Genomic DNA, 15,623 nt, shown 5'->3' with positions numbered 1-15,623 from the left:
ACCGCCGAATGGAGCCTGCTTAACCACGCTCCAGAATCGGTTTCAGGAAACGAGCGGTGTGGGATTTCTCGCACTGCGCCACCGTTTCCGGCGTGCCGGAAACCAGAATTTCACCACCGCCACTGCCGCCTTCCGGGCCGAGATCGACAATCCAGTCTGCGGTCTTGATCACGTCCAGGTTGTGCTCGATCACCACAATGGTGTTGCCCTGATCGCGCAACTGATGCAGTACCGTCAACAGTTGTTGGATATCAGCAAAGTGCAGGCCGGTAGTGGGCTCATCCAGAATATAGAGCGTCTGCCCGGTGCCGCGTTTCGACAACTCGCGCGCCAGCTTCACGCGCTGCGCCTCACCGCCGGACAAGGTAGTAGCGGACTGCCCCAGCCGGATGTAGGACAAACCAACATCGATCAGCGTTTGCAGTTTACGCGCCAGCGCCGGAATGGCGTCGAAGAACTCGCGAGCTTCTTCGATAGTCATCTCCAGCACTTCATGGATGCTCTTGCCTTTGTATTTAATCTCCAGCGTTTCGCGGTTATAGCGTTTGCCTTTGCACTGATCGCAAGGGACGTAAATGTCCGGCAGGAAGTGCATTTCCACCTTGATCACGCCATCGCCCTGGCAGGCTTCGCAACGCCCGCCGCGCACGTTAAAGCTGAAACGGCCGGGGTTATAACCGCGGCTGCGCGCTTCCGGCACACCGGCGAACAACTCGCGGATCGGCGTGAACACACCGGTGTAGGTAGCCGGGTTGGAACGTGGAGTACGACCGATCGGGCTTTGATCGATGTCGATGACCTTATCGAAATGCTCCAGGCCCTGAATATCACGGTACGGTGCCGGTTCGTTCAGTTCGCCGCCGTTAAGCTGACGCTGGGCGATCGGGAACAGGGTATCGTTGATCAGCGTCGACTTGCCGGAGCCGGACACCCCGGTAATGCAGGTGAACAGTCCGACCGGCAGGGTGAGCGTCACATCTTTCAGGTTGTTGCCGCGTGCGCCAATCAACTTAAGGACTTTACCCGGATCCGCCGGTATGCGCTGCGCCGGAATCTCGATCTTGCGCGCCCCACTCAGGAACTGCCCGGTCAATGATTCCGGCACCGCCATAATCTGCGTGGCCGTGCCTTCGGCGATCACCTGACCGCCGTGTACGCCAGCACCGGGGCCAATATCAATAATGTGGTCAGCGGCACGGATGGCGTCTTCATCGTGTTCCACCACGATCACCGTGTTACCGAGATTACGCAGGTGGATCAGCGTCTCCAGCAGGCGCTCGTTATCGCGCTGGTGAAGGCCAATGGACGGTTCGTCCAGCACGTACATCACGCCGACCAGACCGGCACCGATTTGGCTCGCCAGGCGAATACGCTGCGCTTCGCCGCCCGACAAGGTTTCCGCCGAGCGCGACAGCGACAGGTAATTCAGACCCACGTTAACCAGAAAACGCAGCCGATCGCCGATTTCTTTCAGCACTTTTTCGGCAATTTTCGCCCGTTGACCGCTCAGCTTGATGTTATGGAAAAATTCCATCGCATGGCCGATGCTCATGTCAGCAATCTGTGGCAGCGTGGTCTGCTCCACATAGACGTGGCGCGCTTCTTCACGCAGACGCGTGCCGCCACAGCTGGCGCACGGCCGGTTGCTGATGAACTTTGCCAGTTCCTCACGCACCGCGGTCGATTCGGTTTCTTTGTAGCGGCGCTCCATATTATTGAGCACCCCTTCGAACGGATGGCGGCGCACCGACGTATCGCCGCGATCATTGATGTATTTGAACTCGATATTTTCCTTACCGGAACCGTAAAGAATGACTTTATGGACCGCCGGGCTAAGGCTATCGAACGGCGCTTCGACGTCGAATTCGTAATGTTCCGCCAGCGAGCGCAGCATCTGAAAATAGTAGAAGTTACGGCGATCCCAGCCACGAATAGCGCCGCCAGCCAGCGACAGCTCACCATTTTGCACCACACGCGCCGGGTCGAAAAACTGCTGCACGCCAAGCCCATCGCAAGTCGGGCAGGCACCCGCCGGGTTGTTGAATGAAAACAGACGCGGTTCCAACTCGTGCATACTGTAGCCGCACACCGGGCAGGCGAAGTTGGCGGAGAACAGCAGTTCCGGCGCGCCGGGGTCATCCATGTCCGCCACCACAGCGGTGCCACCAGACAACTCCAGCGCGGTTTCAAACGACTCGGCCAAACGCTGTGCCAAATCGTCGCGCACTTTAAAACGGTCGACGACCACTTCAATGGTGTGCTTTTTCTGCAATTCCAGTTTCGGCGGGTCCGACAGGTCACACACTTCACCGTCGATACGGGCGCGGATGTAACCCTGCGTCGCCAGGTTTTCCAGCGTTTTGGTGTGTTCGCCCTTACGTTCTTTCACGATCGGTGCCAGCAGCATCAGCCGTTTACCCTCCGGCTGCGACAAAACATTGTCGACCATCTGGCTGACGGTCTGGGCATCGAGCGGAATATCGTGTTCCGGGCAGCGCGGCTCGCCAACACGGGCAAACAACAAGCGCAGGTAATCGTGGATTTCGGTGATGGTGCCGACGGTGGAACGTGGGTTGTGCGACGTGGACTTTTGCTCGATGGAAATGGCGGGCGACAACCCTTCGATGTGATCCACATCCGGCTTTTCCATCAGCGACAGAAACTGGCGGGCGTAGGCTGACAGCGACTCCACATAACGGCGCTGCCCTTCGGCATACAGCGTATCGAACGCCAGCGAGGATTTGCCAGAACCGGATAACCCTGTCACGACGATCAGTTTATCGCGTGGAATAATCAGGTTGATATTCTTCAGGTTATGGGTACGGGCACCACGAATTTCGATCTTATCCATGCACACTTTTCCCGCAATAGACGCTGCGTTTTCATCCTTTCCGTATGACATTCCGTACGAAAGGAAACCGGTAGAAACGGCCGATTATGGCACAAAATAAACTGAATGGATATCCAGTATATGACTGCAACTCCCGCAACAGTGGAAAAAAGAATGGAGCGCGGATCGCGGGTATTATCTGTCAGAGTGGCATGATAGAATTCTTCGCTTAAACTTTAAAAAGTGATTGTTCAGGAGATACCAACATGGCCAGCAGAGGCGTTAACAAAGTGATTCTTATCGGGAATCTGGGTCAAGACCCGGAAGTCCGTTACATGCCAAATGGCGGCGCTGTCGCTAACCTGACTCTGGCCACGTCGGACAGCTGGCGCGACAAGCAGACCGGTGAGCAGAAAGAGCGTACCGAATGGCACCGCGTCGCGTTGTACGGCAAGCTGGCGGAAATCGCGGGCGAATACCTGCGCAAAGGTTCTCAGGTGTATATCGAAGGCCAGTTGCGTACCCGTAAATGGCAGGATCAGGGCGGCCAGGATCGCTACACCACCGAAGTGGTGGTTGATATCTCCGGCAGTATGCAGATGCTTGGCGGCCGTACAGGCGGCGGCGCTCCAGCGGGTGGCGGCATGAGCAACAATGCGGGTGGCAACGCACCACAAGGCGGTTGGGGGCAACCACAACAGCCGCAACAAGCTAACCAGTTCAGCGGCGGTGGTCAGTCCCGTCCGCAGCAAAGCGCACCAATGCCAGGCAACGAGCCGCCGATGGATTTTGATGACGATATTCCGTTCTGATAAGCGTCATCAGTGCCGGGGTCCATACTGGTTCCGGCATTATGGACAGGTTCAAGGATGAACCCGACTACTACAATAAATTCAGAAAAAAGGACGAGGATATTGCCTATGTCACGTTCATTTGAATTGCAGCGAATTTCCGAAGCACACCGTCAGGCTATGTTGCAATCCGTCGAACAGGCATCAAACCGCGCTAGCGCCGCAGGTGCAGCTGCAACAGTAAGAACACTCTCTCCGTCAGATCTGAACGAACTGATTCATCAGGCTATGAGTCAGGTATTAGGTTCTAGTGACGAAAAAAGATAAAATTAATACGGCCTAAAATATCTTTCGTATTGTATTAATACAGGACATTATTTCAGAGCGATGGAAAGCGATAATTCTTTGGTGGTAGCCAATGAGAAATCATGGGTTTTCAGTTACTGGTAAAAAATCCAGAAGACAGTATTGGTTTGATAGCCTATTCATTCTATAAACTTGAGAAAAACCAATACGCTGAAAAACTACGTGCTAATGGCCAATCTGATCAAGAGATTGATCTTGCCGTAAAGCAATTTCATGAGCAAGTTGTTCATATTCAACGACGTTTAGATGCTTACCGTGATAATGCCAGAACAATGTTTTCTCGTCTATTGGAAGACTGGGAAGAGGAAATCAGGAAGGACTATCAGCAGCAACTCGATATTATTGACAAGAAAAACTCGGAAATAGAAAACCTTAAAATAGAAATAGATAAGAAAAATCAAAAAATAGCCGAGAATGACATAATACAAAACCGGGCCATTGAGAATGCCAAAGAAGAGGCTATTAAAGAATTTTTTCGAGCCGCATCAAGAAAAGAAAAGCAAAAAACACCAATTGCATTACGTATATTATCCTGGATATGGAGTGGCTTTTCGGGAATCATCGCCAGCATTATTTTATTTACTTTCCTCTATGGCATGGTGGGATTATTAACCACACCAGAAAGAAAATCACAAATCTGGCAATGGGGTATAGAATCATTTAAATCTTCATCCCCTTTACCGCCAATAGAGAACAGTAAAGTACAATAAATACAATCAGCTGTATTATGGCGTTTATTTCCCCCTCAACGCCCTGCTCTTACAGGGCGTTAGTTTATGGTCACGACTCTTTCGCATCCAGTGCATCGCCGATGGCATAGTAGTGCCCGCCTGCCACATGATGCAGGCTACGCCATTGCGGGTCAGCGTCTTCAAAATGCCAGTGGCCGTCGCGAAATACATGTGAATCCGCCCAGGCACCAATGACCTCGCCGATAAACAGGTCGTAGGTGTGCTGATTGTGAGCTTCAGGGATCAGCTTGCACAGCAGCCACGCTGCACAACCTGCTACTAACGGCACATCTGATTCGCTGGTGCGAAACAGTTCCACCTGGCAGTGTGCCAGTTTATCTGAGTCATCCCGCAGGCTGATACTCCCCACCTGATTAGTCAGTTCCAGTTGTGCTACCGTCGGCACCTGAATGGCAAAATAACCGCTGTTTTCCAGTAGCTCACGTGTTTTAGTCGCCTTATCCAGCACCACGGTCAGCTTAGGTGGTGCAAAATCCAGCCCACAGCACCAGGCTGCCGCCATCACATCGTCCACGCCATCATGACAGGCAGACACTAGCACCGTCGGCCCGTGGTTAACCAGCCGATAGGCTTTTGCCAGTTCAACTGGTGAAATCGCGCTATTCATATTGACTCCTGCGTTATGCACGTTGCCTTTCACTCTACACCAGATGTTCAGAGGTAATCACCCGGACACCCGCGGCAGGGGCCAGCACCGCCGCCAGCAACGCATCCGCAATTCGCTCGGCCGGATTAATGCGCCAGGCTAACGGCAGCAACGGATGTAGTACCCGCAGCGCCTGCTGCGCTATCCATTCACCCGGTCGGCGCTCGTCACGCTTGCCGCCTATCAGCCCAGGGCGTACTAGCGTCAGTGAGGAAAACCCCACTCCGGCCAGGTCACGCTCCAATTCACCTTTCACCCGGTTATAGAAAAAACGTGATGATACGTTGGCTCCCGACGCCGAATTCAGCACATAAGCTGGCGTGCCATGCGCGTGGGCCAGCCGCGCGGCAGTCAGCGGATAGTCATGATCGACCCGATAGAACGCGGCCTGACTGCCCGCCGCCTTGATGGTGGTGCCCAGCGTGCAAATTACCGCATCCGCCTGCCACCAGTCGGCGTCTTCCGGCAATTGTTCAAAATTCACCGGCGGCGCGATCAGTTTGTCATGAGCCGGTAATGCACGACGCACCGGTGCCACCACCTGCGTAATACGTGTATCGGCCAACGCTTTTACTAACACCTGATGACCAACTAACCCAGTTGCACCTACAAGTAGTAGTTTCATTGGTTGCCATCCTTTTCAGCTATGCATCATGATATGCCATAATGACCAATGGCTTGTGACTGAATTCTTTTAACAGCAATACGCTAATCTCTTTTCAACAGCAATAAAAACCATCAATATATGCTTATTCTCTCGATTTTAATGCATTGTACTGATTAGCAACAGGGATATAGCATGGCTCGCGAAGATAAATACATCATATTTTATTCTCTAAAATTATTTATAGGTTTATTTTATTTTTTGGCTCTGCTTTATTTGGTATTTTTTCCCCAATGGCTTATTCCGGATTTATACCCAATATTAATCATGCCATGGCTATTATTTATCACATATAAAACATTTCGTGACATTCAGAGTATTCGTCAACAACACTGGGCCATAGAAGAGTATTTATCTCCAAGTCGAAGCCTGTGGTATCAAGGTTTCCTGATGACACCTAAGATGGCAATCGATGCCCTGAACAAATTGCTCTCTTTCTGAGTACTAGCCCGAGAACCTATTTCATCAGATGATCCTAATAAGTATCAGGATAGGTTCTCATTCCCTTCCCGATGAATTATTTCTCCGTTAAATGTATGAATACAACAACAGCTTTTGCCTGAAGCACCCGGCACATGGCTTTGATGCTGAACTCTGCCTGATGTTTTTCGATAAAGACAACCTTCATTTCAGGCGCTTCGCAAAGTATGTCGCGGCCTTTTGGAGAATGGCCAGCTCCTCGTTCCACTCAGCCAATTAGCGCTTGAGGCTGGCATTCTCTGCGGCCAGTTCGCTTTCTCGCTCTGAAGATGTCATTTGCTGTTGTTGTTTACTGCGCCATGCATAAAGCTGCTATTCATACAGGCTGAGTTCGCGGGCAGCAGCAGCGACACCGATGCGCTCAGCCAGTTTTAGGGCTTCATCGCGAAACTCCGGCGTATGCTGTTTACGGGGCTTCTTGCTGGTTGATGCTGGTTTTGTCATGTGAGTCTCCTCTGGTCGAGAGTTTGCCGCGTGCCCACTAATGGTGGGGAGGATCATTCCTCGAATTCGGCAACAGTGCCCGTTGTTTGATCACTGGCTCAGTCAGATGGAAGCGTTAGTGGACGCTTAGCGCGCCCGACTATTTACCGTCTTATTGTTTCTGATCTTATTGTCAATTAAGCCTGGTTCATTCCTTTACTGAAACAACCGGTGTCACTCCCGCCCCTACCGAATCCCTCACCACCAGATGCCCGGCCAGTTCGATGCGCTGGGCAATGCCGAGCGCCTGTGCGGGCAGCAGTTGCTGGGTGAGCAGATGCAGCGCGGCGCGTGCCATCTCTTCAAACGGCAGGTGCACGGTAGTGAGTGAAAGCGGCAGCATGTCCAGCGGCAGAATATCGTCCATGCCCATCACCGAGATATCATCCGGCACCCGCAGGCCGTGCTGGTTAAGCGCATCCGCCACGCCAATGGCCTGATTGTCGGCGGCGCAAAAAATAGCGGTGACGCCGAGCCGGTCCGGGTGGCGCGCCAGCCAGCCGAGCAGCGCGTCGCGGGCGGTCAGCGGCTGGAAATCCGGCAGCGACAGAATCAACCGTTCGTCCAGCGGGATACCGGCTTCAGCCAGCGCGTCGCGGTAGCCGCGCTCACGCTCGCGGATGGTCAGGCGGGAATGCCAGGTCAGATGCAAAATACGCCGATGCCCTTGTGCAATCAGGTAACGCACCGCCGCGGCGGCCGAGTAGTGGTTGGCGGGCATCACGGTGTTAAGCCGCATGGTCGGGTCTTCGCCGTTGATCAGCACTGCCGGTACGCCACTTTCTGCCACCGCGTTAAGTAACGTGGGGTGGTCGTCGTTGACGATCAGAATGCCACTTTCCCGCCCGCCGCGCAGCGCCTGCAATAACTGCTGTTCATTGATGCTGTCCGGCTCGCCAACAAACGGACTGAGCTGGATGTTGCGCTGCTGACACAAGGTTTTCAGCCGGTTGATCAGCGTCAGCGACACCAGATTGAGTTCACTTTCCAGCATCAGGTTGCGCGGCGTCGCCAACATGATGTGGCGCAGCGGCTCCGCAGTGGCCGCCGTTTTGCTCGCCTTATGCAGCGGATACCCCTGTTCGGTGGCGATCGCCATGATCTGCTGGCGTACTTTGGCACTGATGGGCGCGGTGCCGTTCAGCACCCGTGACACCGTACTGATCGACACCCCCGCGCGATCGGCAATATCCTTGAGCGTCGCCATTTATTTCATTCCCGTGTTGGCAATGCCGGTGGTGATGTATTTTTGCAGGAACACGAACACCGCCGTCACCGGCAGCAACGACAGCATGGTCATCGCCAGAATGTAGTGCCACTGCACCGAGAACTGCCCCTGAAACGCATTCAGGCCGATCTGCAACGTGAAGTTATCCTGACTGGATAGCACGATCAACGGCCACAGGAAGTCGTTCCAGCGCCAGATCACCGAGAAGATCGCCAGCACCGCCAGCGCCGGTGCGGTCAACGGCAGGATGATTTTCCAGTAAATACGAAACTCGCTGGCGGCGTCGATACGCGCGGCTTCGATCAACTCATCCGGGATGGTCAGCATGTATTGGCGCAGCAGGAACACCCCGGTGGGTGTGGCGATGGTGGGGATAATCACCCCCCACAGGTTGTCCCCCATATGCAGGCCGATCACCACCAGAAAGGTCGGCACCATCACCACCGACAGCGGGATCATCATGGTGGACAGAAAAAGCGTTAACACCGTGCCGCGGCCGCGAAACTGGTATTTTGCCAGCGCGAACGCCGCCATTGAACTCAGCAGCAATGTCAGCAGCGTCGCCATCACCGTCACAAATACGGTGTTTTTCAGGTAGGTGGCGAAGTGGAATTTCGACAGCGGTGTGGCGTAGTTGTCGGTTTCCAGATGCAGGGTTTTCTGTGGCGTCAGGTTCTGCACCGGCACCCGCACCACCTCCTGCGGCGCTTTAGGGTCTACCATCTGCGCCAACAGGCCGATGCGGCGTACCATCGCCAGCGTCTTGTTACTGCCGTCGTCCTGTTTCGCCTGCCACAGCTCCAGCGGTTTCGGGTAGTCGGGCAGCGTGACGGTGCTGGCGGCTTCCGGCAGAAAGCTGGGGGGGAAGCGGTTGATCTCCGACGGGGTTTTCAACGACGACATCGCCGCCCACATCACCGGGATCAACACCAGCAGCGTACCCACCACTAGCCAGACCCAACTGAGGATGTCGGTGACGTGAATCCGCCCCGGATAACGGGTGCGGGTAAGAAACGCGATTATCTTCATCATGCCGACTCCCGGTTATTTTTTGCCTTCCAGACGACGGGTCAGCAGGAACTGCAACGCCGTCAGAATCATCAGCACCAGCCCCATCAGCACCGACGCTGCCGAGGCCAGCCCGTACAGCGACGCGTTGGAGGAAAACGCGGTCTGATAGATGTACTGCACAATAAAGTTGTTGGCGGTGCCCGGCCCGCCGCCGTTGGTCAGCACCCAGGCTTCATCGAAAATCTGCACACTGTTGATGGTCAACAGGATCACCACCACCAGAATGTTGGGGGCGAGCAACGGCAGCGTCAGGCGATAGAAACCGCGCCAGCGCGAGGTGCCATCCACCGCCGCCGCCTCGTAGATATCACGCGGGATCGCCTGTAACCCGGCCAGCAGAATCAGGGTATAAAAGCCGACGTGAAACCACACCGACACGAACACCACCCAGAAGCGCGCCAGCGACGGCTCCAGCAAGAACGTAACCGGCTGGCCGCCCAGCGACGACAGCACCAGGTTTAGCAACCCGTTACGGTTGAGGAACCACTGCCATACCAGCCCGACCACCACCGGCGACAACAGCACCGGGTAGAAGAAAATGGCGCGGAAAAAGCCACGGGCGATGATCTTACGGTTGAGGATCAGTGCGGTAACCAGCGCCACGCCGAGCGTGCACGTCACATTAAAAAAGGTGAACGAGACGGTGTTGTAGACGCCGGTCCAGAACAGGTCCTGCTCGCAGGTGGTCGGCACGCTGTACTGCTCGCAACGCAGCAAGCTGGCGAAATTCTGTAGCCCGACGTAGGGCCGGTCCCACAGCAGAATGTTGGTGCCGCCGGTGAAGGCGTAGCACACCGCCAGCAGGATCGGAATAAACACGAACACGGCGAACAGCAGCATGTTCGGCGCGATGAAAAACCACGGCATCACCCGGCGGCCGCCGAATTTTTGCAGCAGGTTGACCGATTTTTCCACCGGCGTAACCAGCGTATCTACCAGCGACGCGCCAGGCTGAATCAACGATTTTCGGTTCATGCTTGTCTCCTGCCATCAGGCGTACTGTTCTGTCAGACGCGGCAGCACCTGACCGCTATCCGCGTCAAACAGGTGGCAATAGTCTGGTGGGAAGCGAACAAACACCAGCTCGCCGGTACGAAATTCATGATGCCCCGGCAGGTGTACGATCAGCTCGTCGTCGATACCGCCGCAGCGGCCATAGATAAAGGTTTCATGCCCCATCATTTCGCAGCGATCGATGCACAGCGACACGCCGCCGTCGTGTTCCCCCACCAGCTGACAGTGTGACGGGCGAATGCCCAACTCCACCGTTTTCCCCTCTTCACCGCGAAACGGCAGGCGCAGCAGGTTGCCGGACGGACAGCGCACGTCTACCCCTTCATCCGACGCACTGCTGATGGTGGCGTGGAACATGTTCATGCGCGGCGAACCGATAAAACCGGCTACAAACTTGTTTTTCGGCCGGTTAAACAGCTCCAGCGGCGTTCCCACTTGTTCGATGCGACCGCCGTTGAGCACCACAATGCGCTGGGCCATGGTCATCGCCTCAATCTGATCGTGGGTAACATAAATCATGGTGGTGCGCAGCTTCTGGTGCAGCCGGGTCAGCTCGCCACGGGTCTGCACCCGCAGTTTGGCATCAAGGTTGGATAGCGGCTCGTCAAACAGGAACAGATCCGGGTCGCGCACGATGGCGCGGCCGATGGCGACGCGCTGTTGCTGCCCACCGGACAACGCCCGCGGTTTGCGATCCAGATACGGCTCCAGCCCCAACATGCGTGCGGCTTCCGCGATGCGCCGCTCAATTTCGTCTTTGGGGAAATGCAGGTTTTCCAGCCCGAACGCCAGGTTCTTGCGCACCGACAGATGCGGGTACAGCGCATAAGACTGGAACACCATGGCGATTTTGCGATCCGCCGGGCCAAGGTCGTTGACCTTGCGATCGCCGATCCACAGCTCGCCGTCGGTGATCGGCTCCAGACCGGCAATCATCCGCAACAGTGTGGATTTCCCGCAGCCGGACGGCCCGACGAACACCATGAACTCCCCGTCGCGGATCGTCAGATCCACGCCTTTGATAATCTGTATCGACCCATAGCTTTTATGGACGTTTTTCAGTTCCAGACTCGCCATCACCGTTTCCTCAAACCTGTTTCTGTTTTTCAAACCTGGTTCTGTTTTTCAAACCCGTTTCTGTTTTTCAAACAGGATACCGCTGCGCCAGCAGCATCAGCATGACCAGCGCCTGCCCATACGGCACGGCGACATTGGGGATATCGTGATAAAACTGCAGGTCATGGCCCATCGCGGTGCCATCCGACACCCCTTGCACCACGCCCTGCTCATCAATCTGCGCTATTACCGCTGCCAGCCCTTTGTCCAGCACCGCCTGCGGAAAATCCGCCAACATGCCGAGCTGGCGAGCGGTGAGAATACCGGCGATGAAACCGGCACTGGCGGAGGTTTCCAGCGGCGAATCCGGGTCGTTGAGCAGGGTGTGCCACAACCCGGAATCGTGTTGGCAGGTCGCCAATGCACGGGTTTGCTGGGTGAGGATCGCCTCCAGCGTGCGGCGCACCGGCACCGAGAGCGGCCCATCCGCCAGACAACAGATTTCCGGCAGCACCAGCGTCACCCAGGCGTTGCCGCGCCCCCAGAACGCCCCGGCGTAATGGTGGCGGCCCAGAAAAGTCCAGCCGTGATACCACAGCCCGGTGGTGGCGTCCGCCAGATAACGGGCGTGAGTCAGCAACTGGTATTCGGCTTCGTCCAGCAGTTCGCGGCGTTTGAGCACCCCGGCGCTGACCACCAGAAACAGCCCGGCCATAAACAGTGTGTCGTCCCACAGTTGCCCGGTGTTGGGGCGCTCTTTGACCGTATGCTGGAAGCCGCCATCTTCGGTTTTCGGCAGCGAATGCAGCAGCCAGTCCGCCCACTCCGCCACTGCTGCCAGCCAGTGCGGACGCGGGTTGTCACGACACAGCAGCGCCAGCACCAGCATCGGCGCGGTAGAGTTGATTTGTCGCGGCGGCAACCCGGCCTGCAATTTTTGTTCGTACCACTGCTCCAGTGCCGCCAGCATGGCGTGATCCTGCCGCTGTCGCGCCAGTTTCCAGAAGCCGTACAGGCCGACGCCCACTTCCCAGTCCCACTCTTCGAACTGGATGGTCAGCGTGTCGCTGGCCTGCGCGTCATCGGTCACGCTGTTGATGGCCTTCAGGCGGCAGAACGCCAGCGCCACCTTGTCCAACAGCACATCAATCTGCTGGCTGTCGGATGACCCGATCGTAGATTGTGTTGTCATGTTACCGATCCTCCTCGGTACGCTCAGGCATTACCGACACCGTGTCGGGAAACGCAAAGGGATGATGATTGACAGAAAAACCGCTCGCCGGATGCCAGGCCATCAGGCCGTAGTCCGGGTCGTCAAACTGCGCCGCGCCGTCGTCCGACAATTGCGCCTGACGGTGGCGGAAGCGCTCGATAAACGCGGTGAATCCCGCCGCGCCCTGCCCGCTATCTACCACGATGTACCAGACGTTATGCTCGCCGAAGGCGCGCAATTCGCTGTCCGGCTGGCCGCCATCCGGGGTATGCCGTTGCAGCCCGGCCGGGTTGTGCAGCGCGGCATAACCGTTGCCGCCACGCACAAAACACCAGCAGGCGTCCACCACCACCTCGTCCAGCGCGGCACGCGGCAGGTAGAGATGGGTCCAGCGGCGCAGGTCGTGCTGTAAATCGAAAATCATCCAGGCGCGGTTGCGATGCTGCATCACGTGCGGCAGGCGGCCGTTGCCAGCCCAATACGAGGGGCGATGCACGCCGTCCGGGCGATCCTCACCGGGATGGTTGACCCACAATCGGGCGGCGTAATGCCGACCCAGACGAATATCCAGCACATGCTGCTGGTGCCCCGGCTGGCCGGGGTGGTGATCGAATACCGAGGAAAACGCCACATCCTGCTGTTTCCAGGCAATCACGCAGGCGCTGCGGTTCAGCCCCTGCACCCAACGGGCCTGCCCGCCCTGCGGCGACGGCCAGTGGGCGATGGCCAGCGTCTCGTCAGGCGGTTGATACTGGCTCAGGCACAGCAGCGGCAGCGCCGCGCAATGCGGAATCAACCAGCCTTCACCCCAGACCAGCGCACACAGGCCAGACAGCTCGGTCAACATGCCGGAGCGCAGTTCCTTATCGTAGGCGCGGCCCATGGTGCCGACCGCCACGCCATTCTGATGCACCCAGGCGGTCATCAGCAGGATACGGTCGATAACGGTGCGGGCGCGTTCGCGCAGGCTTTCATCGCAGGCCAGCTCAACCAGCGCCACCAGCCCGATCAGGTCGATGGGGTAGTAAGCAGCGGAGTTCCACTCCACCAGTCCGTGTTCCAGAATGGCGTCAAACCATCTGTCCAGCCGCTGACGGGCGATAGCCTGTTGCTCGCGGCCCTGACGACCACTGCATACGAATACCGCATCGGGAAAGTTTTGCCCGGCCAGATACTGCGCGACGTGGAAACAGAGGCAGTGGTTTTCGCTCCAGAACCACATGGTGTCGTTGCCCGGCTCGTCGATCCAGTAACGAAAACCGAGGATCACGCTACGGATGCGCCGCCAGTCATGCGCCGTCAGCCGTTGACCCTGATAGCGCTGCCACAGCCAGATGAGCGGCACCAGTTGAAAGTCGGCGCAGTCCTCCCGACGGCTGATCTTGTGCAGCGCCTGATTGAGGGCAGGCATGATATCCGCCGTTCCTTCGCCGGTGGCGAAGGCCGCCAGCACCCGGCCAATCCGCTCGAAGCCGTGCAACGCGATGTGGCGTAGCATGTAGTCGCGTCGGGCGGCCAGCGTCGGCAATGGCGGCATCGTCTGCGTTGGCAGGCGGCCGAAGCTGATAGTGCGATTCAGGGTGATGCCGTCGCACGCCGCGCTGCACACCAGGTCGTAATAGCCCACCAGTTCCACGGGCAGAGTTACCTGCCAGCCGACGTCGCCTGCCGCCAGCGACAGGTGTTGTCGCCAGGGCGGTGCCGATTCGTTGACGTTGCATAGCAGCCGATGACTGACGCTGACCGCTTCCGGCAATGGCGTGGCGGCGCGCAATGTCAGGGTATCGCCATCGGTCAGGTTATCGGCCAGCGATAAGCTGTTGAGCCAGCCGTCCAACGCCTGAATCCGTGCGCTACTGGCGGCATCCGGCGTGGCTTGCCAACGCAGCGGTGATTCATCAAGGTAACGCAGGCTAAACAGGTAGTCGGTGTCACGCTCGCACAGCTCCTCGGCGTGCACCACCAGCGTATTCAGCCCCAGTTGCAGCGGCAGCGTCAGTTCACAATGTTGTTCGGTGTTGCGGCTAAACGGGGTAAACCGGCAGATCTGGCGGCCGTTCAGCCAGACGGTCACACCACCGCAGGTGCTGAGCTGGAAACGCGCCGGTTGCAGGCTATCGCTGTGCAGGTAGCAGCGGGCAAAGCGCTGCACATGGGTGGCACAAGGCCAGAACTCGCTAAAATTGACCGACTGACTGTCATCTCCACCGCTCCACAGCGTGTGAAAACCCAGGTTATCCGGCAGACGGATGGTGCGCAGCGCGGTTTCTTTCAGGAACCGTACCCGACAAGGCAATACACCGACATCCACAAAACCATTAATAAAGCGGTAATTCACCGTATCCGGCAGGGTATCCGCTTCAGAAGGATAATATTTTTCCTCCAGTTCGGTAATCATAAACCGGTTAATCACACTATTTTTCTTTAACACCCAACCGATATTCATGGCGAATCCTTGTTACCGCACACGCGAATAAATGAAATATCGAAAATGCATGAATAAATAAAAAACTGACGAATAAAAAATACCTTATGGCATTTATTTGCACCGTTATCGTGCATGCCCCGCCTTTATTTGGCGCAATGCAACTTTTCAGTGCCACAAGGGTGAGCAAACTCAATTTAATGCAAAATTTGCATTATTTGGCAATTTGCACTTAACATCGTATTTTTGCATTATAGAGTAAATTATTGCGTGAACAATATGCGATTCTTATCACAAAAAGACGTTGACTCGGCCATAAGTCGAAATATATTTAATAGGCCTCACAAAAAAGAACGCCATTTTTGTTCATGATGAGTCCCTGAATGGACCATTAATGCAAATTTGCATCATGCATCAAAGCTGTCGAATATACCCGGAGTAATAAAGCCAACGCACCTGCAACTTCCAGTAACGTGAAGTATGACGGGGTTACCCAAAATAATTCGAGTTGCGGGAAGGCGGCAACCGAGTGAATCCCCAGGAGCTTACATAAGTAAGTGACTGGGGTGAGTGAGGGAAGCCAACGCACCAGCAACTTGAAGTA

Annotated in this window: 13 protein-coding genes and 1 pseudogene; 4 read left to right on the top strand and 10 right to left on the bottom strand. The window is 56.1% G+C overall.

What is annotated here, in order from left to right; genetic code table 11:
* Window positions 1-19: 19 nt before the first annotated feature.
* Complete coding sequence (gene uvrA, locus OB87_RS09205; protein ID WP_033569146.1) at window positions 20-2,851, bottom strand: excinuclease ABC subunit UvrA; 2,832 nt, start codon at window positions 2,849-2,851, stop codon at window positions 20-22.
* Between the two features lie 245 nt (window positions 2,852-3,096).
* On the opposite strand from uvrA, the gene ssb1 reads away from it, so the two are divergent.
* From ssb1 to OB87_RS09195, 3 genes are all read left to right on the top strand, one after another.
* Window positions 3,097-3,642 (top strand): single-stranded DNA-binding protein SSB1, encoded by a 546-nt coding sequence (gene ssb1 / locus OB87_RS09200; RefSeq protein ID WP_033569145.1) that lies wholly within the window; start codon window positions 3,097-3,099, stop codon window positions 3,640-3,642.
* Window positions 3,643-3,750: 108 nt separating this feature from the next.
* Window positions 3,751-3,948: a hypothetical protein gene (locus OB87_RS19810; protein WP_235425253.1), complete on the top strand. Its 198-nt coding sequence runs from the start codon at window positions 3,751-3,753 to the stop codon at window positions 3,946-3,948.
* A 101-nt stretch (window positions 3,949-4,049) separates the two neighbouring features.
* Window positions 4,050-4,697, top strand: a complete 648-nt coding sequence (locus tag OB87_RS09195) for a hypothetical protein (RefSeq protein ID WP_033569144.1) — start codon at window positions 4,050-4,052, stop codon at window positions 4,695-4,697.
* A gap of 70 nt (window positions 4,698-4,767) precedes the next feature.
* Here the strand turns inward: OB87_RS09195 and OB87_RS09190 are convergent, their stop codons facing one another.
* Entirely contained in the window at window positions 4,768-5,346 is a 579-nt protein-coding gene (locus OB87_RS09190; protein ID WP_033569143.1) for a flavin reductase family protein, read from the bottom strand.
* Between the two features lie 34 nt (window positions 5,347-5,380).
* A complete protein-coding gene (locus tag OB87_RS09185) occupies window positions 5,381-6,010 on the bottom strand; it encodes a Rossmann-fold NAD(P)-binding domain-containing protein (protein WP_033569142.1) in 630 nt (209 codons plus the stop codon).
* Window positions 6,011-6,184: 174 nt separating this feature from the next.
* Between OB87_RS09185 and OB87_RS09180 the strand changes: the two genes are divergently transcribed.
* On the top strand, window positions 6,185-6,490 hold the full coding sequence (locus OB87_RS09180) for a hypothetical protein (protein ID WP_033569141.1): 306 nt from the start codon (window positions 6,185-6,187) through the stop codon (window positions 6,488-6,490).
* Between the two features lie 118 nt (window positions 6,491-6,608).
* On the opposite strand, the pseudogene OB87_RS20605 reads toward OB87_RS09180, so the two are convergent.
* The 7 genes and pseudogenes from OB87_RS20605 to OB87_RS09145 all read right to left on the bottom strand — a co-directional run.
* Window positions 6,609-6,973, bottom strand: a pseudogene (locus tag OB87_RS20605) (transposase); the annotation flags it as partial.
* Window positions 6,974-7,160: 187 nt separating this feature from the next.
* Window positions 7,161-8,219, bottom strand: coding sequence for a LacI family DNA-binding transcriptional regulator (locus OB87_RS09170; RefSeq protein WP_033569140.1), 1,059 nt, complete (start codon window positions 8,217-8,219; stop codon window positions 7,161-7,163).
* Window positions 8,220-9,272, bottom strand: a complete 1,053-nt coding sequence (locus tag OB87_RS09165) for a carbohydrate ABC transporter permease (protein ID WP_033569139.1) — start codon at window positions 9,270-9,272, stop codon at window positions 8,220-8,222. It lies immediately after the preceding gene.
* Window positions 9,273-9,284: 12 nt separating this feature from the next.
* Window positions 9,285-10,286, bottom strand: coding sequence for a carbohydrate ABC transporter permease (locus OB87_RS09160; RefSeq protein ID WP_033569138.1), 1,002 nt, complete (start codon window positions 10,284-10,286; stop codon window positions 9,285-9,287).
* Window positions 10,287-10,301: 15 nt separating this feature from the next.
* On the bottom strand, window positions 10,302-11,402 hold the full coding sequence (locus tag OB87_RS09155) for an ABC transporter ATP-binding protein (RefSeq protein WP_033569137.1): 1,101 nt from the start codon (window positions 11,400-11,402) through the stop codon (window positions 10,302-10,304).
* Between the two features lie 67 nt (window positions 11,403-11,469).
* Window positions 11,470-12,573 carry a beta-galactosidase BglB gene (bglB, locus tag OB87_RS09150; protein ID WP_033569136.1) on the bottom strand — a complete coding sequence of 368 codons (1,104 nt, stop codon included), beginning with the start codon at window positions 12,571-12,573 and terminating at the stop codon, window positions 11,470-11,472.
* Window position 12,574: 1 nt separating this feature from the next.
* Window positions 12,575-15,040 (bottom strand): hypothetical protein, encoded by a 2,466-nt coding sequence (locus tag OB87_RS09145; RefSeq protein WP_033569135.1) that lies wholly within the window; start codon window positions 15,038-15,040, stop codon window positions 12,575-12,577.
* Window positions 15,041-15,623 lie beyond the last annotated feature (583 nt).

The sequence above is a fragment of the Dickeya undicola genome (genome assembly GCF_000784735.1).
Taxonomy (GTDB): Bacteria; Pseudomonadota; Gammaproteobacteria; order Enterobacterales; family Enterobacteriaceae; genus Dickeya; species Dickeya undicola.
This window is presented reverse-complemented; position numbering and strand designations above follow the sequence as displayed.

Coding starts and splice junctions, on each gene's coding strand:
- OB87_RS09180 (WP_033569141.1), top strand. CDS start 6,185: ATGGCTCGCGAAGATAAATACATCATATTTTATTCTCTAAAATTATTT.
- OB87_RS09155 (WP_033569137.1), bottom strand. CDS start 11,402: ATGGCGAGTCTGGAACTGAAAAACGTCCATAAAAGCTATGGGTCGATA.
- OB87_RS09195 (WP_033569144.1), top strand. CDS start 4,050: ATGGGTTTTCAGTTACTGGTAAAAAATCCAGAAGACAGTATTGGTTTG.
- ssb1 (WP_033569145.1), top strand. CDS start 3,097: ATGGCCAGCAGAGGCGTTAACAAAGTGATTCTTATCGGGAATCTGGGT.
- bglB (WP_033569136.1), bottom strand. CDS start 12,573: ATGACAACACAATCTACGATCGGGTCATCCGACAGCCAGCAGATTGAT.
- OB87_RS09145 (WP_033569135.1), bottom strand. CDS start 15,040: ATGAATATCGGTTGGGTGTTAAAGAAAAATAGTGTGATTAACCGGTTT.
- OB87_RS09190 (WP_033569143.1), bottom strand. CDS start 5,346: ATGAATAGCGCGATTTCACCAGTTGAACTGGCAAAAGCCTATCGGCTG.
- OB87_RS09160 (WP_033569138.1), bottom strand. CDS start 10,286: ATGAACCGAAAATCGTTGATTCAGCCTGGCGCGTCGCTGGTAGATACG.
- uvrA (WP_033569146.1), bottom strand. CDS start 2,851: ATGGATAAGATCGAAATTCGTGGTGCCCGTACCCATAACCTGAAGAAT.
- OB87_RS19810 (WP_235425253.1), top strand. CDS start 3,751: ATGTCACGTTCATTTGAATTGCAGCGAATTTCCGAAGCACACCGTCAG.
- OB87_RS09165 (WP_033569139.1), bottom strand. CDS start 9,272: ATGATGAAGATAATCGCGTTTCTTACCCGCACCCGTTATCCGGGGCGG.
- OB87_RS09170 (WP_033569140.1), bottom strand. CDS start 8,219: ATGGCGACGCTCAAGGATATTGCCGATCGCGCGGGGGTGTCGATCAGT.
- OB87_RS09185 (WP_033569142.1), bottom strand. CDS start 6,010: ATGAAACTACTACTTGTAGGTGCAACTGGGTTAGTTGGTCATCAGGTG.